The sequence below is a fragment of the Klebsiella sp. P1CD1 genome (assembly GCF_003790505.1).
Classification (GTDB): domain Bacteria; phylum Pseudomonadota; class Gammaproteobacteria; order Enterobacterales; family Enterobacteriaceae; genus Klebsiella; species Klebsiella variicola.
In genome coordinates, this window is record NZ_CP033631.1 from 4,858,056 (window position 1) to 4,875,346 (window position 17,291).

Annotated in this window: 16 protein-coding genes and 1 pseudogene; 4 read left to right on the forward strand and 13 right to left on the reverse strand. The window is 57.0% G+C overall.

The window, feature by feature from the left end; translation table 11 throughout:
• Nucleotides 1-29: 29 nt before the first annotated feature.
• The 7 genes and pseudogenes from rihC to DTA24_RS29120 form a co-directional block, all read right to left on the reverse strand.
• Nucleotides 30-944 carry a ribonucleoside hydrolase RihC gene (gene rihC / locus DTA24_RS24030; RefSeq protein ID WP_080929080.1) on the reverse strand — a complete coding sequence of 305 codons (915 nt, stop codon included), beginning with the start codon at nucleotides 942-944 and terminating at the stop codon, nucleotides 30-32.
• A gap of 67 nt (nucleotides 945-1,011) precedes the next feature.
• The gene (gene ispH / locus DTA24_RS24035; protein ID WP_002887979.1) at nucleotides 1,012-1,962 is read right to left on the reverse strand and encodes a 4-hydroxy-3-methylbut-2-enyl diphosphate reductase; all 951 of its coding nucleotides are present in this window, start codon (nucleotides 1,960-1,962) and stop codon (nucleotides 1,012-1,014) included.
• Nucleotide 1,963: 1 nt separating this feature from the next.
• Nucleotides 1,964-2,413 (reverse strand): FKBP-type peptidyl-prolyl cis-trans isomerase, encoded by a 450-nt coding sequence (gene fkpB / locus DTA24_RS24040; RefSeq protein WP_002887976.1) that lies wholly within the window; start codon nucleotides 2,411-2,413, stop codon nucleotides 1,964-1,966.
• A 117-nt stretch (nucleotides 2,414-2,530) separates the two neighbouring features.
• A complete protein-coding gene (gene lspA / locus DTA24_RS24045; RefSeq protein ID WP_008807492.1) occupies nucleotides 2,531-3,031 on the reverse strand; it encodes a signal peptidase II in 501 nt (166 codons plus the stop codon).
• Nucleotides 3,031-5,847 (reverse strand): isoleucine--tRNA ligase, encoded by a 2,817-nt coding sequence (ileS, locus tag DTA24_RS24050; protein WP_039104211.1) that lies wholly within the window; start codon nucleotides 5,845-5,847, stop codon nucleotides 3,031-3,033. Before ileS ends, lspA begins: the two co-directional genes overlap by 1 nt.
• Before the next feature lie 43 nt (nucleotides 5,848-5,890).
• Nucleotides 5,891-6,829: a bifunctional riboflavin kinase/FAD synthetase gene (gene ribF, locus DTA24_RS24055; protein ID WP_008807494.1), complete on the reverse strand. Its 939-nt coding sequence runs from the start codon at nucleotides 6,827-6,829 to the stop codon at nucleotides 5,891-5,893.
• A gap of 7 nt (nucleotides 6,830-6,836) precedes the next feature.
• Nucleotides 6,837-7,042: pseudogene (locus DTA24_RS29120) on the reverse strand (DUF2575 domain-containing protein); the annotation flags it as partial.
• A 116-nt stretch (nucleotides 7,043-7,158) separates the two neighbouring features.
• Between DTA24_RS29120 and rpsT the strand changes: the two are divergent.
• The gene (gene rpsT / locus DTA24_RS24065) at nucleotides 7,159-7,422 is read left to right on the forward strand and encodes a 30S ribosomal protein S20 (RefSeq protein ID WP_002887965.1); all 264 of its coding nucleotides are present in this window, start codon (nucleotides 7,159-7,161) and stop codon (nucleotides 7,420-7,422) included.
• A 119-nt stretch (nucleotides 7,423-7,541) separates the two neighbouring features.
• Here rpsT and nhaR read toward each other — a convergent pair whose 3' ends face one another.
• The 4 genes from nhaR to dnaK all read right to left on the reverse strand — a co-directional run bounded on the left by nhaR (nucleotide 7,542) and on the right by dnaK (nucleotide 12,981).
• A complete protein-coding gene (gene nhaR / locus DTA24_RS24070) occupies nucleotides 7,542-8,438 on the reverse strand; it encodes a transcriptional activator NhaR (protein WP_047667409.1) in 897 nt (298 codons plus the stop codon).
• A 54-nt stretch (nucleotides 8,439-8,492) separates the two neighbouring features.
• Nucleotides 8,493-9,668 (reverse strand): Na+/H+ antiporter NhaA, encoded by a 1,176-nt coding sequence (gene nhaA / locus DTA24_RS24075; RefSeq protein WP_008807496.1) that lies wholly within the window; start codon nucleotides 9,666-9,668, stop codon nucleotides 8,493-8,495.
• Nucleotides 9,669-9,843: 175 nt separating this feature from the next.
• On the reverse strand, nucleotides 9,844-10,977 hold the full coding sequence (gene dnaJ, locus DTA24_RS24080) for a molecular chaperone DnaJ (RefSeq protein ID WP_008807497.1): 1,134 nt from the start codon (nucleotides 10,975-10,977) through the stop codon (nucleotides 9,844-9,846).
• Nucleotides 10,978-11,064: 87 nt separating this feature from the next.
• Nucleotides 11,065-12,981 carry a molecular chaperone DnaK gene (dnaK, locus tag DTA24_RS24085; protein WP_008807498.1) on the reverse strand — a complete coding sequence of 639 codons (1,917 nt, stop codon included), beginning with the start codon at nucleotides 12,979-12,981 and terminating at the stop codon, nucleotides 11,065-11,067.
• Nucleotides 12,982-13,367: 386 nt separating this feature from the next.
• Here dnaK and DTA24_RS24090 point away from each other — a divergent pair, with 386 nt between their 5' ends.
• The 3 genes from DTA24_RS24090 (at nucleotide 13,368) to satP (ending at nucleotide 15,204) form a co-directional block, all read left to right on the forward strand.
• Nucleotides 13,368-13,772, forward strand: a complete 405-nt coding sequence (locus DTA24_RS24090) for a DUF2541 family protein (protein ID WP_008807499.1) — start codon at nucleotides 13,368-13,370, stop codon at nucleotides 13,770-13,772.
• Between the two features lie 27 nt (nucleotides 13,773-13,799).
• Nucleotides 13,800-14,549: an acidic protein MsyB gene (msyB, locus tag DTA24_RS24095; RefSeq protein ID WP_117108744.1), complete on the forward strand. Its 750-nt coding sequence runs from the start codon at nucleotides 13,800-13,802 to the stop codon at nucleotides 14,547-14,549.
• Nucleotides 14,550-14,637: 88 nt separating this feature from the next.
• Nucleotides 14,638-15,204: an acetate uptake transporter gene (satP, locus tag DTA24_RS24100; RefSeq protein WP_012542907.1), complete on the forward strand. Its 567-nt coding sequence runs from the start codon at nucleotides 14,638-14,640 to the stop codon at nucleotides 15,202-15,204.
• A 56-nt stretch (nucleotides 15,205-15,260) separates the two neighbouring features.
• Here satP and DTA24_RS24105 read toward each other — a convergent pair whose 3' ends face one another.
• Both DTA24_RS24105 and mog read right to left on the reverse strand, forming a co-directional pair.
• On the reverse strand, nucleotides 15,261-16,565 hold the full coding sequence (locus DTA24_RS24105; protein ID WP_016160273.1) for an MFS transporter: 1,305 nt from the start codon (nucleotides 16,563-16,565) through the stop codon (nucleotides 15,261-15,263).
• A gap of 119 nt (nucleotides 16,566-16,684) precedes the next feature.
• The gene (gene mog / locus DTA24_RS24110) at nucleotides 16,685-17,272 is read right to left on the reverse strand and encodes a molybdopterin adenylyltransferase (RefSeq protein ID WP_008807503.1); all 588 of its coding nucleotides are present in this window, start codon (nucleotides 17,270-17,272) and stop codon (nucleotides 16,685-16,687) included.
• Nucleotides 17,273-17,291 lie beyond the last annotated feature (19 nt).

Here is a 17,291-nt window from a genome sequence, read left to right on the forward strand (position 1 = left end):
GCTTCTTTCCTTGAAAATCGAGTGATTTATCACGGCGCCAGGGCAATCACCTCCGCCGCCCAGCGCTGAAACCCTTCGACGTCGATATCCAGCGCCACCTGAGCGTTCGCCGGCTGACCCAGTCGCCCTTCGATATCCACCACCGTGGTGCCAGCGGTCCAGGCCCCCTGCGTCTCCACCGCCACAAAGCACGGCTGGAGAGTGAACAGTTCCGGGCGGACCAGCCACGCAATAGCGCAGAGATCGTGCATTCGCAAACCACTGCTCATGCTGCCGCTGCGATAGTGGCTAAACAGAGCATGAAGCATTTTACCGGTCTGGTTCAGCGTCGGTAGGGTCGCCAGGTAATCTGCCGCCAGCAGCGCCCGGTTGGTGACGTCCAGCCCGCACATCACAATCTCCAGCCCGCTGTGGAAGACTTTCGCGGCGGCTTCCGGGTCGATAGCAATATTGAATTCCGCATTCGGCGTGAAGTTGCCGCGGCCCGCCGAGCCGCCCATGATCACCAGCCGGCGAATGTTGAACACGCATTCCGGGTACTGGGTCAGCAGCAGCGCTATATTGGTCAGCGGGCCAATCGCCACCAGAGTAATCGGCTCGGCAGCGTGCATCAATGCATCGCGGATCGCCTGGAAGGCCGCCTTCGCCAGCGGCTGACGTTGATGCTCAACAAAGTCATACCCCTCCATGCCGGATTCGCCATGCACCGAGGCGGCGTCGCGCAACGGACGCACCAGCGGCATCGACGCCCCCTGCGCCAGCGGCACATCGGCATTCCAGAAGTGCAGCAGCTGCAGCGCGTTACGGGTCGTCTTCTCCACCGAAACGTTGCCCGCCACGGTGGTCATCAGTTGCAGATCCAGCTCGGGCGCGAACAGCGCCGCGGCAATGGCGGCAGCATCGTCGATGCCCGGGTCAGTATCAAGAATGATCGGTAAGCGCATGGTTTCTCCCTAAAAAAAATGCCAGACGTTAAGTCTGGCATCTTCTCATACTGCTGGAGGAAAGAACTTACTCTACTTCACGGACATCCACACGCAGCTCTTTCGGCACTTCAAAGACGATATTCTCTTCCCGGCCTTCCAGTGGCACGGCTTCGCCGCCGCCCAGCTCCTGCAGGCGGGTAATGACGTTCTGCACCAGAATATCCGGCGCCGATGCGCCCGCCGTCACGCCGACACAGGCCGCATCCTTGACCCACGCTTCCTGGATATCGGAGGCGTCGTCAATCAGGTAAGCCGCTTTGCCCATCCGCTGCGCCAGCTCGGCGAGGCGGTTAGAGTTGGAGGAGTTTTTCGACCCGACCACCAGCACCACGTCAGCCTGCTCCGCCAGCGCGCGCACGGCTTCCTGACGGTTAGTGGTGGCATAGCAAATGTCGTCTTTGCGCGGGCCGACGATTTTCGGGAAACGCGCGCGCAGGGCGTCAATAACGTCAGACGTATCGTCGACGGAGAGCGTGGTCTGGGTCATAAACGACAGCCGGGCGTCGTTTTTGACTTCCAGCTTGAGAACGTCTTCCGGCGACTCGACCAGGTACATGCCCCCTTGCGGGTTATTGTACTGCCCCATAGTGCCTTCGACTTCCGGGTGGCCGGCATGGCCGATCAGAATCGACTCTTCGCCACGGCGGCTGGCGCGGGCGACTTCCATATGGACTTTGGTCACCAGCGGACAGGTGGCGTCGAACACCGTCAGGTCGCGGCTCTTCGCTTCATTCCGTACCGCCTGCGATACGCCGTGAGCGGAGAAAATCAGGATCGCGCCGTCCGGCACTTCGCTGATCTGTTCGATAAAAATGGCGCCGCGCTTGCGCAGGCTATCCACCACATAGCGGTTGTGCACCACTTCATGACGAACATAGATCGGTGCGCCATACAGCGTCAGCGCGTTTTCTACAATGCTGATAGCGCGGTCAACACCAGCGCAAAAACCGCGCGGGTTAGCCAACAGGATCTGCATGTTACTCCTCCAGCGCCGGATCGATCTCCAGCACTTCAATATCAAAATGAACGGTGCGCCCGGCCAGCGGATGGTTGAAGTCGACGGTGATGGAATCGCCGTTCACTTCGCGGATCACGCCAGGCATTTCGCTGCCATCCATTGCGGTAAAGAGCATAATCGCGCCGATCTCTGGTTCGCCAGCGTCGATAAATTCACGGCGAGAGAAATACTGAATCAGGTCAGGGCTGGGTACGCCAAAGGCGGCGTCAGGCTCCAGCGAAAAGGCCTTTTTCTCCCCCTCTTTCAGACCGAGAAGCTGTTGCTCCAGCCCTTCAGACAGAGAGGTGTCGCCGAGGCGAAACAGCGCCGGTTTGCCGTTGCTGCGGGTGGACTCGGCGGTGGAGCCGTCGTCCAGTTTCAGTGTGAAGTGCACCAGTACCGCGCTGTTGCTCTGTACGGATTTAGACATGCAAATTGCTCGCTTGTTTTAGGTCACCGGTTGCCCGGTGGCGCTATGCTAACCGGACCGACGGGCGGCCACAAATTCTGTAGGCCGGGTAAGCGTAGCGCCACCCGGCATTGACATTTACGCCTGCTCTTTCGCGGTCGGTTTCGGCAAGAAACCTTCCAGCACAATCAGCGCTGCGCCGATGCAGATCGCACTATCGGCGAGGTTGAAGGTGGCGAAATGCCAGTCGCCGACGTAGAAGTCGATCATATCGACCACGAAGCCGTGCCACAGGCGATCGAACAAGTTACCCAGCGCACCGCCGATAATCAGGGCGTAGGCAATATTGTTCAGCTTTTGCGTCGCCTTCGAACGGTACATCAGTACCGTCAGCACCACACAAATGCCGATCGCGATCCCGGAAAAGAACCAGCGCTGCCAGCCGCCGCTGTCGGCGAGGAAACTAAACGCCGCGCCATAGTTGCGGGCATAATGCAGATTAAGCGACGGGAACAGCGGAACCGTCTCCCCCAGAGCGAAGTTCTGGAGGATCAGGAATTTGCTACCCAGATCGATAATCAGCACGGCTACGACGACCCACAGCCAGCGTAGCCCCGTTGAACAGATCGATTTACTCATCAGGCGAATTTACGTTGCTCGCCGTTACCGGCGACGTTGCTCACACAGCGACCGCAGATTTCTGCGTGTTCCGCTACCTTGCCGACGTCACTGGTGTAATGCCAGCAGCGTGGGCACTTCTCGCCCTCGGCTTTACTCAGGACCACTTTCAGCCCTTTCAGCAGATCGCTCTGCCAGGCATCAGCCGGCGCCTGCGCATAATCGGCAACGTTGGCGCCGGAGGTCAACAGGACAAATCGTAATTCATCGCCCAGCGCGTTGAGCTTGGCCGCCAGGTCGGCATCGGCATACAGCGTGACCGCTGCTTCCAGAGAGCCACCGACTTTCTTATCCGCACGCGCTTGCTCGATCACCTTGTTGACTTCGCCGCGCACCTTGAGCAATTCATCCCAGAAACCGTCGTTCATCGCTTCATCGTCGGCCAGGCCGAACAGACCTTCATACCACTCGCCGGTGAAGACATATTTCTCACGATCGCCCGGCAGGTAGCCCCAGATTTCGTCCGCGGTGAAGGACATGATCGGCGCCATCCAGCGCACCAGCGCTTCCACGATGTGGAACAGCGCGGTCTGGCAGCTGCGACGCGCCACGCTGTCCGCTTTCGCGGTGTACTGGCGGTCTTTGATGATGTCGAGGTAGAACGAGCCCATTTCGATGGAGCAGAAGCGCATCAGGCGCTGTACCACTTCATGGAAGTCGTAGGATTCGTAGGCTTTCAGGATATCTTCCTGTGCCGCCTGCGCGCAGCCGACTGCCCAGCGGTCCAGCACCACCATCTCTTCCGGTTTAACCATGTCTTTCGCTGGATCGAAACCGTTCAGGTTCGCCAGCAGGAAGCGGGCGGTGTTACGGATACGACGATAGCTGTCCGCGGCGCGTTTGAGGATCTCATCGGAGACCGCCATTTCGCCGGTGTAGTCGGTGGAAGCCACCCACAGACGCAGGATATCGGCGCCCAGCTTGTTCATCACGTCCTGCGGGCTAACGGTGTTACCGATAGACTTGGACATTTTGCGGCCCTGGCCATCGACGGTGAAGCCGTGGGTCAGTACCTGGCGATATGGCGCTTTGCCTTTCATCGCCGTGGAGATCATCAGTGAAGACATGAACCAGCCGCGATGCTGGTCAGAGCCTTCCAGATACATGTCCGCGGCGTGACCGGCGAATTCCGGACGCACATCAACCACGGAAGAGTGGGTCGACCCGGAGTCAAACCACACGTCGAGGGTATCCGGCACTTTCTCGTAGCTGTCGGCGTCATCGCCAAGGATGTCGCGGGAATCGAGATCCCACCACGCCTGGATGCCGTCAACTTCAACGCGTTTCGCCACTTCTTCCATCAGTTCGAGGGTACGCGGGTGCAGTTCGTGGGTTTCTTTGTGCACGAACAGCGACATCGGCACGCCCCAGGTACGCTGACGGGAGATACACCAGTCAGGGCGGTTGGCCACCATCGATTCGATACGCGCCTGGCCCCAGTCCGGGATCCACTGCACGCCTTTGATCTCTTTCAGCGACTGCGCGCGCAGGCCTTTCTGATCCATGCTGACGAACCACTGCGGGGTGGCGCGGAAGATGATCGGCGATTTGTGGCGCCAGCAGCACGGATAGCTGTGCTGCATTTTTTCCACGTGCAGCAGCGCGCCGCTGTCACGCAGCATCTCAACGATGATGTCGTTGGCTTTGAAGACGTTGATACCATCCAGAGACGGGTAAGTACCTGGCAGGTAAGCACCGTCCGGGCCAACCGGGTTGGCGATTTCCAGACCGTATTTCTGGCTGATGGTGTAGTCGTCCGGACCGTGGCCGCCGGCGGTATGCACCGCACCGGTACCCGCGTCCAGCGTCACGTGGTCGCCAAGGATCGCCGGCACGTCGAAATCGAGGAACGGATGCTTAAAGCGCATCAGTTCAAGCTCAGAACCTTGTACCGCCGCCAGAATAGTGTAGTCCGTCGCGCCAACGCGCTTCATTACGCTCTCAACCAGGTCTTTCGCCAGGATCAGCGCCTGACCGTCAACCTGCACCAGCGCGTAGTCGAATTCCGGCGACAGAGAGATGGCACGGTTAGCCGGCAGGGTCCACGGCGTGGTGGTCCAGATAACCAGGGAAACCGGGCCGTTGACGTCGGCTACGCCGAATTTCGCCAGTACCGCGGCTTTGTCTACCGCGTGGAACGCCACATCGATAGACGGAGAGGTTTTGTCGTAATACTCCACTTCCGCTTCCGCCAGCGCGGAACGGCAGTCAACGCACCAGTGCACCGGCTTAGCGCCTTTATGCAGATGACCGTTGCCGATGATTTTACCCAGCGCACGGATGATGTTGGCTTCGGTTTTGAAGTCCATGGTCAGGTACGGACGCGACCAGTCGCCCAGCACGCCCAGGCGGATAAAGTCTTTACGCTGACCGTCGATCTGCTCCGCGGCATATTCGCGGCACTTGGCGCGGAATTCTGCGGCGGTGAATTTCTCACCCGGCTTGCCGTATTGTTGCTCGACTTTCAGTTCGATCGGCAAACCGTGGCAGTCCCAACCCGGAACGTACGGCGAGTCAAAGCCCGTCAGTCCTTTGGACTTAACGATAATGTCTTTCAGAATCTTGTTAACCGAGTGACCAATATGAATGCTGCCATTCGCATAAGGAGGGCCATCATGCAGAATGAAGGTTTTTTTGCCTTTTTTGGCTGCACGAATGATGCCGTACAGGTCATCATCGGTCCAACGCGCCAGCATTCCCGGTTCGCGTTTGGCGAGGTCGCCACGCATAGGGAACCCTGTTTCCGGCAAATTCAGGGTCGATTTATAGTCACTCATCAGATTCTCGGTTCCGTATTTCGGTTTGATAAACACCAGCGGCTCAGGCCTGGCTGGTCAGCCCAAATAATTCGCGGGCCGTTAACTCATCACGTGCGATTTGCGCCTTCAGCTCGTCCAGCGACGCAAACCGCTGCTCGTTACGTATCTTTTTACGCAGTACTACATTGATATGGCGACCGTAGAGGTCCATTACAACGTCCAACAGATGTACTTCAAGCTGCTGACGCACGCCCGCGACCGTTGGACGGGTGCCAATATTGGCGACGCCCGCTATGGGTTTGTCGCCCAGCCCTGTCACTTCTACCGCATAGACCCCTTTAACCGGGGAAACCTGACGACGCAGCGGTAAGTTCGCCGTCGGAAAACCTATGGTACGGCCCAGTTCATCACCATGAACGACGCGTCCGGAGATGCTAAACGGATGGCCCAGCAGCGTCTCCGCCAGCAGGAGATCGTCATCCGCCAGCGCCTGACGCACCGCCGTACTGCTGATACGCACCCCACCTTCGCAGAAAGTCTGGGTGCTGGTCACGTCGAAGCCGTATTCCGCTCCGGCCTTTTGCAATAACAAGAAATCCCCCTGGCGACCAGCGCCAAAGCGGAAATCATCACCGACGGCAAGGAACTGCACACCCAGGCGGCGCACCAGCAGTTCGCTGATAAAATCCTGCGCGGTTAGCGCGGCGAACCGGCGGTCAAAGCGAACGCACAATACATAGTCGACCCCGCTTTCAGCCAGATAGCCCAGCTTTTCACGCAGGCGGGTCAACCGCGCCGGGGCTTTATCGGCGGCAAAGAGCTCCAGCGGCTGGGGTTCGAAAATCATCACCACCACCGGTAAACCGCGCTGGCGGCCCTCTTCGCGCAACCGCTGCAGCAGTGCCTGATGCCCACGATGCACGCCGTCAAAATTACCAATGGTCAGCACGCACCCGTGCGGGGCCTGACTGAGATTATGTATGCCGCGTATCAGCTTCATGTCTGGCTCAAAACAGTGAAAATCGTCCGAGTATACCTTGTACAACTGTCAACGTTAACCAGCGATTGCACCTCGGCAACGAAAGTTCTCAGGAATTCATTCACTCAGCGCGAGAAAGCGGGAAAACTGGCCGCGCCAGGCGATTTTTATGGTGGAAAAGCTGTATTCGCCTGCAACAAGCTGGTAGAATCTTGCGCCATCACTACGTAATGAAGCGCTGTGGTGTTAAACGGCGCTTATTTGCACAAATCCATTGACAAAAGAAGGCTAAACGGGCATATTCCTCGGCCTTTGAATTGTCCATATAGAACACATTTGGGAGTTGGACCTTGGCTAATATCAAATCAGCTAAGAAGCGCGCCGTTCAGTCTGAAAAGGCTCGCAAGCACAACGCAAGCCGTCGCTCTATGATGCGTACTTTCATCAAGAAAGTATACGCAGCTATCGAAGCTGGCGACAAAGCTGCTGCACAGAAAGCATTTAACGAAATGCAACCAATCGTGGACCGTCAGGCTGCTAAAGGTCTGATCCACAAAAACAAAGCTGCGCGTCATAAAGCAAACCTGACTGCACAGATCAACAAACTGGCTTAATTGCCTGCTTGCTGAACTTTGTTAAAGAAACCCGCGAAAGCGGGTTTTTTTATGCCCGCCATCTTCCCCCGCTAACGCGCGCTGGCGCGGCCAGCGCAACGCCAGCCCACGCCGGCAGGCTATCGGGGTTCGGTAAACAGTGACGAGTAATCGCGATTACAGATGCGCTGAACCGCGGGATGCTGAATCATTCGCTCGGCAAAAATAGCGTGATACTCCTCCATCACGCTATCCATGCGGCCAATTTCGACAATCGATTCGTCATAGTAGAAATCATGCGCATAGAGCGTCGGCGCGACAAATATCGCATTATGCGCGGCGCCGAAGGCTTTCATGAGCGCCGCATCGTCAAATTCGCCGAGGATCTCCACCTTCAGGCCCTGCACGTTAATCCAGTTCAGCAGTTTACGCCCCAGCATCGAACGCCGACCGGGGATCAGCAGCCGCCGCTCTTCCAGACAGGCCGGAAACGGCTTCGTCGGCGCCGGATTCATGCACCAGAAGCTGACGCTGCACTCGCCAATCTTCACCGAAAATAGCCCTTCCTGCTGTGTCGAGTCGATCGGACAGTCAGAGATAATCATATCGAGCTTATGCTGGCTCAGTTGCTCCAGCAGCAGCTCATGGGTGGATTCAAAACAGCGCAGATGGATCTGCTCACTCTCAACGACGGCGGCATCCAGCACGCCGCTGACCAGCCGCTTGGATAACGCATCAGCGACGCCGACATCAAACAGCAGATTCGACTCTTTGCGGTAGTTGACGATGTCGAGCATCTCCTGGCTGAGGGTAAACATGCGGTCGGCATAGCGGAAGACCAGCTCGCCCAGCTCACTCGGCTCCAGTCCCCTTCCTTTTCGCTTAAACAACTTACCCTGCAGGCGCTCTTCCAGGGCTTTGATCTGCCCGGTAATCGTCTGCGGCGTCAGAAACAGCGCCTCCGCCGCGCCAACGACGGACCCTTCTTTATACACGTGCCAGAAGTAGTACAGATGGTTGTAGTTGATATGTGACATGCTTCTCTCCCTGATAATGTCCAGGAGAGCCACGCAGGCTCTCCTGCAGAAAGGTTATACCGCGAGGCGAGTCTCCGTCACGCGCTGACGCAGTATGAGATATCCGATGACTGCTGATAGCACTGAGCCAATCAGGATGCCAAGCTTGGCCCAGTTGATCAACGCGGGGTCGACGCTGCCGAAGGCCAGAGTGGCGATGAAAATCGACATCGTAAAGCCAATCCCACACAGAATACCCACCGCCATGATCTGCTTGCAGGTGGTCCCCTCCGGCAGCGAGGCCCACTTCAGCTTCAGCGCCAGCCAGCAGAACAGGCTGATCCCCAGCGGCTTGCCGATAAACAGCCCGGCCATAATGCCCAGCGGCAGAAGCGACGTCAGTCCGGCCAGGGTGACTCCCTGCAGAGAAACGCCAGCGTTGGCGAAGGCGAACAGCGGCAGGATCATAAACGCGACCCACGGGTGCAGGACATGCTCAAGCGCTTTGGCCGGTGACTTGCCATGCTTTTCCTCGAGCGGGATCATAAAGCCGACGATCACCCCGGCAAGGGTCGCATGAACGCCAGACTTCAGCACCGCCGTCCACAGCACCGCGCCAACCAGAATATAGATCCCGGTACGCCGCACGCCGCTGAGGTTCAGGGCCACCAGCACCGCAATTGCCGCCGCCGCCACGCCCAGCGAAAGCATGGACAGGTCGTGGGTATAAAACAGCGCGATAATCACGATAGCCCCGAGGTCATCAATAATCGCCAGCGCCATCAGGAAAATCTTCAGCGCCGTCGGTACCCGGCTACCTAACAGCGCCAGCACACCGAGCGCAAAGGCAATATCCGTCGCCGCGGGGATCGCCCACCCCTCTCTGGCGACAGGATCCTGGGCGTTAAAAGCCAGATAGACCAGCGCCGGCACAATCATCCCGCCGAGCGCGGCAATCACTGGAAACACCGCCTGACGACGGCTCGCCAGCGACCCCTGAATCAGCTCACGTTTGACCTCCAGGCCAATCAGTAAAAAAAACACCGCCATCAGGGCATCATTGATCCATAACAGCATGTTTTTATTGATCTCCAGCGCCCCGACTCGCAGCTGAACTGGCGTCTCCAGGAAGGAGTGATACAGACCGCTGGTCACGCTGGTATTGGCCATCACCATCGCCAGCGCGGCGGCAATGATTAAGACAATGCCGCCGGAAGCATCGCTACTAAAGAATCGTTGCAGATGTTTCACTTTTACTTTCATCCTGTTGGTGAATAACTCGATAAAAGCATAATACACACACTGATAACTCGAAAAAATCAGATTTAAATTGCTTTAAAGTTCGTTTTTTACGAATAAAAGAGGAGGCGTAAGGCAAAAAAAGCCCGGGCAGCAAGGCCCGGGCCGGATATCAGGAAAAGCGGAATTAGCGGGTCAGGTCGTCGAAGAACTTCTTCACACCGTCGAAGAAGCTTTTCGAACGCGGGCTGTTGTTTTCCCCGGTCGGGCCGCCGAAGCTCTCCTGCAGCTCTTTCAGCAGCTGCTTCTGCTTCTCATTCAGCCCTACCGGCGTCTCCACCACCACGCGGCACAGCAGATCGCCCTGGGCGCCGCCGCGAACGGATTTCACACCTTTGCCGCGCATGCGGAACAGCTTGCCGGTCTGGGTTTCACCCGGCACTTTCAGACTGACGCGACCGTCGAGCGTCGGCACTTCAATCTCACCACCCAGCGCCGCCATCGTGAAGTTGATCGGGACTTCGCAGTACAGGTTATTACCTTCACGCTCAAAGATAGCGTGCTGCTTCACCTGGACCTGTACGTACAGATCGCCTGCCGGTGCGCCATGCTCGCCAGCTTCGCCTTCGCCCGCCAGACGGATCCGATCGCCGGTGTCCACACCTGCCGGAATTTTAACCGACAAGGTTTTCGTTTTCTCTACACGCCCATGACCATGACATTTGTTGCATGGATCTTTAATCAGCGTACCGCGTCCCTGACAGTGCGGACAGGTCTGCTGTACCGCAAAGAAGCCCTGACGCATCTGCACCTGGCCTGCGCCATGACAGGTCGGACAGGTCTGCGGCTTGCTGCCGGCCTTGGCGCCGCTGCCGTGACAGACGTCGCACTCTTCCAGCGTCGGAATACGGATCTCTTTGGTGACGCCACGCACCGCTTCTTCCAGCGTCAGCTCCATGTTGTAACGGAGATCGGCGCCGCGCGCCGCGCGCTGACGACCACGTCCGCCGCCAAAGATATCGCCGAAAACATCGCCAAAGATATCGCTGAAATCCGCACCGCCGCCAAAACCGCCGCCGCCGCCCATGCCGCCCTGTTCGAAGGCCGCGTGGCCGTACTGATCGTAGGCCGCACGCTTCTGGGCATCAGTCAGGATTTCATACGCTTCTTTGATTTCTTTAAATTTGGCTTCGGCCTCTTTATCACCCTGGTTGCGGTCCGGGTGATACTTCATGGCCAGGCGCTTGTAAGCCTTTTTGATTTCACGCTCTTCCGCTGTTTTGGAGACGCCTAAAATCTCGTAGTAATCTTGCTTTGCCATCGGTGTTTTTCAGCCCCTTAACATGCGTGCACGGGCGGAGAGGAAACCTCTTCGCCCGTGCCAGTGTTTTACCCGTTCAAAGGGCGATTATTTTTTATCTTTCACTTCTTCGAACTCAGCGTCGACAACATCGTCGTCTTTCGCGTTGCTCGCCTGAGCGTCAGCGGAACCCGCCTGCTGCTGAGCGTGCTGCTGCTGAGCAATTTCCATCAGCTTCTGAGAAGCCTGCGCCAGCGCCTGCATTTTCGCTTCGATGTCCGCTTTGTCTTCGCCTTTCAGGGAAGTTTCCAGCGCGGTCAGCGCAGATTCAATAGCGGTTTTGTCATCAGCCGGCAGTTTATCGCCTGCTTCTTCAACCTGCTTACGAGTGCTGTGCAGCAGATGGTCACCCTGGTTACGGGTCTGTACCAGCTCTTCGAACTTACGGTCAGATTCGGCGTTAGCTTCTGCTTCGCGAACCATTTTCTGAATTTCTTCTTCATTCAGACCGGAAGACGCCTTGATGGTGATCTTCTGCTCTTTACCGCTGTTTTTGTCTTTCGCGGAAACGTGCAGGATACCGTCAGCATCGATGTCGAAGGTGACTTCGATCTGCGGCATACCGCGCGGCGCCGGGTTAATACCATCCAGGTTGAACTGACCCAGTGATTTGTTATCAGACGCGCGTTTACGCTCACCCTGCAGCACATGGATGGTTACCGCAGACTGGTTGTCTTCTGCAGTAGAGAACACCTGGCTGTGCTTGGTCGGGATAGTGGTGTTTTTGTTGATAAGCGCTGTCATCACGCCGCCCATGGTTTCGATACCCAGCGACAGCGGGGTTACGTCCAGCAGCAGAACGTCTTTCACATCACCCGTCAGTACACCACCCTGAACCGCTGCGCCGATCGCCACAGCTTCATCCGGGTTAACGTCTTTACGCGGCTCTTTACCGAAGAACTCAGCGACTTTTTTCTGCACCATCGGCATACGAGTCTGACCACCAACGAGGATCACGTCGTTGATATCGGAAACGGACAGACCGGCATCCTGCAGGGCCACTTTCAGCGGCTCGATGGAACGGTTAACCAGGTCTTCTACCAGGCTTTCCAGTTTCGCGCGAGTCACTTTGATATTCATGTGTTTCGGACCGGTCGCATCTGCAGTGATATACGGCAGGTTAACGTCGGTCTGCTGAGCAGAAGACAGTTCAATCTTCGCTTTCTCAGCGGCTTCTTTCAGGCGCTGCATGGCCAGCGGGTCGTTACGCAGGTCAATGCCCTGATCTTTCTTGAACTCATCAACGAGGTAGTTGATTAGACGCGTATCGAAGTCTTCACCGCCCAGGTGGGTGTCACCGTTGGTCGCCAGTACTTCAAAGGTTTTCTCGCCGTCAACTTCGTCGATTTCGATAATAGAGATATCGAAAGTACCACCACCGAGGTCGTATACCGCGATAGTGCGGTTACCGACTTCTTTATCCAGACCGTAAGCCAGCGCGGCCGCGGTTGGTTCGTTGATGATACGTTTGACTTCCAGACCGGCGATACGGCCGGCATCTTTGGTTGCCTGACGCTGCGCATCGTTGAAGTAAGCCGGTACGGTGATAACCGCTTCAGTTACCGGTTCACCCAGGTAATCTTCAGCCGTTTTCTTCATTTTTTTCAGCACTTCAGCAGAGATCTGCGGCGGTGCAGTTTTGGTGCCTTTCACATCCAGCCATGCGTCGCCATTGTCTGCGGCAACAATTTTGTATGGCATGATAGAAACGTCACGCTGAACTTCTTCGTCCTGGAAGCGGCGGCCAATCAGGCGTTTAATCGCAAACAGGGTGTTTTGCGGGTTTGTCACTGCCTGACGTTTAGCCGGCTGACCAACCAGAGTTTCACCATCCTGGGTATAGGCAATGATAGAAGGCGTGGTGCGATCGCCTTCGGCGTTCTCCAGCACGCGTGCAGTAGTGCCATCCATAATCGCTACACAAGAGTTGGTAGTACCCAGGTCGATACCAATAATTTTACCCATCTAAACGTCTCCACTAAAAATTCGATCAACATGTGGTTGTGAACCTGTAATAAGGGCGAAACGTGCGGTTTCAACTGCCCAGACATCATTTTTTTTCAGGTTCTTCACTGCGGTTGACTACAAGATGGGGTCGCCCACCCCGGCATCAAGGGGCAAGCCTAAAAATTTTTTGCACCGGGCCCCGACCTGAGTCGTGAAAAGCGTCCCGAGCGACATTGTCAGGCGCCAAAAGAGGCAGCGAAATGCATATATAAATGATGAATGTGAAAACAAAATATATTCATAATATCATTGACATAACCCGCAATACTTGCGCGCTAATGGCCCCACGCCCCTGGTGATAATATCCCTCGCCGTCGCACTTTACTTATTCAGGGGACAGATTGATGAAACCACTATTCCGGATTTCCGCGGGGCTTATCCTCGGCTTATCGTTTATCACCTCGGCGGCCGCCAACGACCATAAAATCCTCGGTGTGGTAGCCATGCCGCGCAATGAAACCAACGACCTGACGCTGAAACTCCCGGTCTGTCGGGTCGTCAAACGCATTCAGCTCAGCGCCGAGCGCGGCGATGTACAGCTCTCCGGGGCGACGGTCTACTTTAAGGCCAGCCGCGGCGCCAGCCATACGCTGAACGTCCCCGCCGGGATAAAAGAGGGCAGCACCTCCGGCTGGATCAACATCAATAGCGATAACGACAGCAAACGCTGTGTGAAGAAAATCGCCTTCTCCGGCCACACGGTCCACTCCTCAGATATGGCCTCATTAAAAATTATCGGCGACGACTAACCTCGTTATCCTGAGGAGGGATGATTTATGCATATTAACTATCTGGCAGATGACGATCTGGCCTTTCTTCCTGAGTGCAGCGAGGCGCATCTGGAAGCTTTTACCCGTATTCTGACCCACGGCGATAACGGCAAACCCCGCCTCTCCAGCACGCTGCTGCGCAACGAGACCTTTTTAGCAATGGAGGGCCACCCTGAACGCTATCGCCGCAACTGGCAGCTGATTGCCGGAGAGCTACAGCATTTTGGCGGCGACAGCATCGCCAACACCCTACGCCGCCACGGCAAATTTTATCGCGCGATCCTGCTGGATGTGTGTAAACGGCTGAAGGCGAAGGTCGACAAACAGATGACGACGCCGCAGATCGAACAGCAGTTACTGGAACATTTCCTGCAGCACAGCTGGAATAAGCTGGATGCGGAGCAAAAGGCACAATTTCTTGCCGCGGTGGATTGCCGGAGCCATGAGCTGGAAAATCTGTTGCCCCATCTGCTGAGGCACCGCAAGCTAAGCGAAGGGGTCGCCCTGTTGCTGGACGAGCGCTTAACCGCCATTCTGCGCACCCATGCCGCCGTAAGCGTTCTTGGTCATGGTCTGGTGCGCGGCGCCGGGCTGGGCGGGCCGCTCGGCGCCGCGCTGAACAGCGTCAAAGCGGTGAGCGGCAGCGCTTACCGGGTCACCATCCCTGCGGTCCTGCATATTGCCTGTTTACGGCAAATGATCCAGCCGCCGTCGGGCGCAACAGAAATTGGTGAAAAATACCCCGCCAGATCATAGACAGCCCTTCAGCGCCTCATTATTATGCCGCGCCCCGCCGCCAAGTCGCGGGGTAATGCTTCCCTTTTAATGATAATTTTGAGGAATTATGGGCAACACTAAGTTGGCTAATCCGGCACCGCTGGGCCTTATGGGCTTCGGCATGACCACTATTCTGCTTAACCTGGCGAATAGCGGCCTGTTCGCATTCGATGTAGCTATCCTGGCGATGGGCATTTTTTACGGCGGCATTGCGCAAATTTTTGCCGGCCTGCTTGAATACAAGAAAGGCAACACCTTTGGCTTAACCGCTTTTACCTCCTACGGCAGCTTCTGGCTGACGCTGGTGGCTATCCTCCTGATGCCGAAAATGGGTCTGGCGGAAGCGCCTAACGCGCACTTCCTCGGCATGTACCTCGGCCTGTGGGGCGTCTTTACCCTGTTTATGTTCTTTGGCACCCTGAAAGCAGCCCGCATGCTGCAGTTTGTCTTCCTGAGCCTGACCGTGTTGTTCGCGCTGCTGGCGATTGGTCATCTGGTGGATAACGAAGGCATTGTGAAAGTCGCTGGCTGGGTCGGCCTGGTTTGTGGCGCCAGCGCTATTTACCTGGCGATGGGTGAAGTGCTGAACGAGCAGTTCGGCCGCACCGTGCTGCCGATCGGCGAACCACGTTAATCGTCCGCCGCCGTCCTGTCACAGGGCGGCGGCAGGTCATCATCGGTAAACCAGACTCAACGCTGCAGTTCCCCTTCCGGCAATCCCGCCGACGCCGTCATCCCCTGACGCAGCCAGATACCTAATCCTAGCCCCATCAGCGAGAGGGCCAGCACATACCAGGCTGGCGCCATCGGCGACACGCCCATCAGCATGGTGACCGCAATCGGCGTCAGGCCGCCAAAGATCGCGTACGACAGGTTGTAGGAAAATGAGATGCCGGTGAAGCGCACTTCAGCCGGGAAGGCCCGCACCATGACATAAGGCACCGCCCCTACCACCCCGACGCAGAGCCCCACCGTGCCGTAGAGCAGAAACAGCCGCTGCGGGCTGGCGCCGGACAGGTGGTAAAATGCCCAGCTGGCAACCGCCAGCAGCAGGCTGCCGACGATGAAAGTCCGGCTGGCGCCAAAGCGATCCGCCGCCAGCCCGGCGAGCAGACAGCCGATGCACAACATAATCGTGGCGATGCTATTGGCCTGCAGGGTAATCGCCGGCGCGAAGCCATAGTGTTTCTGCAGCCAGACCGGCGACATCAGGATCACCACCACCACGCCTGCCGACAGCAGCCAGGTCAGCAGCATAGAGATCACCACCGCCTTCTGGTGCTTCAGCGCTACTGCTTTTACCGGCAGCTCCTGCGCCAGCGCTTTACGCTGCTGCATCTCAAGAAAAATCGGCGTCTCCTGCAGCCAGCGACGCAGATACATCGCAATCAGACCAAATACACCGCCCAGCAGGAAGGGGATCCGCCAGCCGCCGTCGTGGATCCCCTGCGGCGTCAGGCTGGTGTTGATAAGCGTCGCCACCACCGACCCCAACAGAATGCCAACCGTCAGGCCGGCCGTCAGCGTACCGCAGGCGATACCAATGCGTTTTTCCGGGACATGCTCGGCGACAAACACCCAGGCGCCAGGAACTTCCCCGCCGATCGCCGCCCCCTGCAGAATACGCATCAGCAGTAACAGCAACGGCGCGACGATGCCCACCGAGCTATAGGTTGGCAGCAGGCCAATCGCCAGGGTCGGCAGCGCCATCAGCAGGATGCTGAGGGTGAACATTTTCTTGCGTCCCACCAGATCGCCAAAGTGGGCCATGATGATCCCCCCCAGCGGGCGCGCCAGATAACCGGCGGCGAAAATGCCAAAGGTTTGTACCTGACGGAGCCATTCGGGAATATCTGCGGGAAAGAAGAGCTCACCGACGACGGCGGCAAAGAAAACGAAAATGATAAAGTCATAAAACTCCAGCGCGCCGCCCAGGGCGGCCAGCGTCAGCGTTTTATAATCCTGGCGGTTTAGCGGTCGGTTTGCATATGACATAACGCGATTTCATCCTGAGGTGTGCAGCGTGATTTATAGCGTGTAAAGTAAACAGCACTATATCGTAAATAAAACGGCACACCATCAGCGATGCAGGTTATGTCACAAATGCATTAAATTCAGGATAAAGTTTCGCGCCTGGCGCTCTTAGGACGAAATGCTTCTACCACACGGCCATCGGTTTCCACATAAGGCCCCTCCAGCAACTGTACACAATAAGGTACACTTGCAAAAATACCGTGCACCAGTACCTTGCCGTCAGCATCTTTTACCCCTTCCAGGGTCTCCTGAATCGCTTTCGGTTGTCCGGGAAGGTTGAGGATCAACGCCTGCTTGCGGATCACCCCGACCTGCCGGGAAAGGATAGCCGTCGGCACAAAGTGTAGGCTAACCTGGCGCATTTGCTCGCCGAAGCCCGGCATCTCGCGATCGGCAATCGCCAGCGTTGCGTCAGGCGTCACATCGCGACGCGCAGGGCCGGTTCCGCCGGTGGTCAGCACCAGATGGCACCCCATCTCGTCAACCAGTTCGCACAGCGTTTGCTCAATGATCACCTGCTCATCCGGAATCAGGCGGGTTTGCAGTTCGAAAGGGGTGGTGAGGGCACGCGCCAGCCACTCTTCCAGTGCCGGGATGCCTTTATCCTGATAGACGCCGCTGGAGGCGCGATCGGAGATGGAAACTAAGCCGATTCGTAAGGTATTCATGGTTATTCCGTTCAAACTG

Coding starts and splice junctions, on each gene's coding strand:
- ileS (WP_039104211.1), bottom strand. CDS start 5,847: ATGAGTGACTATAAATCGACCCTGAATTTGCCGGAAACAGGGTTCCCT.
- DTA24_RS24105 (WP_016160273.1), bottom strand. CDS start 16,565: ATGTCATATGCAAACCGACCGCTAAACCGCCAGGATTATAAAACGCTG.
- ribF (WP_008807494.1), bottom strand. CDS start 6,829: ATGAAGCTGATACGCGGCATACATAATCTCAGTCAGGCCCCGCACGGG.
- DTA24_RS24090 (WP_008807499.1), top strand. CDS start 13,368: ATGAAACCACTATTCCGGATTTCCGCGGGGCTTATCCTCGGCTTATCG.
- msyB (WP_117108744.1), top strand. CDS start 13,800: ATGCATATTAACTATCTGGCAGATGACGATCTGGCCTTTCTTCCTGAG.
- rihC (WP_080929080.1), bottom strand. CDS start 944: ATGCGCTTACCGATCATTCTTGATACTGACCCGGGCATCGACGATGCT.
- dnaK (WP_008807498.1), bottom strand. CDS start 12,981: ATGGGTAAAATTATTGGTATCGACCTGGGTACTACCAACTCTTGTGTA.
- fkpB (WP_002887976.1), bottom strand. CDS start 2,413: ATGTCTAAATCCGTACAGAGCAACAGCGCGGTACTGGTGCACTTCACA.
- lspA (WP_008807492.1), bottom strand. CDS start 3,031: ATGAGTAAATCGATCTGTTCAACGGGGCTACGCTGGCTGTGGGTCGTC.
- satP (WP_012542907.1), top strand. CDS start 14,638: ATGGGCAACACTAAGTTGGCTAATCCGGCACCGCTGGGCCTTATGGGC.
- nhaR (WP_047667409.1), bottom strand. CDS start 8,438: ATGTCACATATCAACTACAACCATCTGTACTACTTCTGGCACGTGTAT.
- dnaJ (WP_008807497.1), bottom strand. CDS start 10,977: ATGGCAAAGCAAGATTACTACGAGATTTTAGGCGTCTCCAAAACAGCG.
- ispH (WP_002887979.1), bottom strand. CDS start 1,962: ATGCAGATCCTGTTGGCTAACCCGCGCGGTTTTTGCGCTGGTGTTGAC.
- mog (WP_008807503.1), bottom strand. CDS start 17,272: ATGAATACCTTACGAATCGGCTTAGTTTCCATCTCCGATCGCGCCTCC.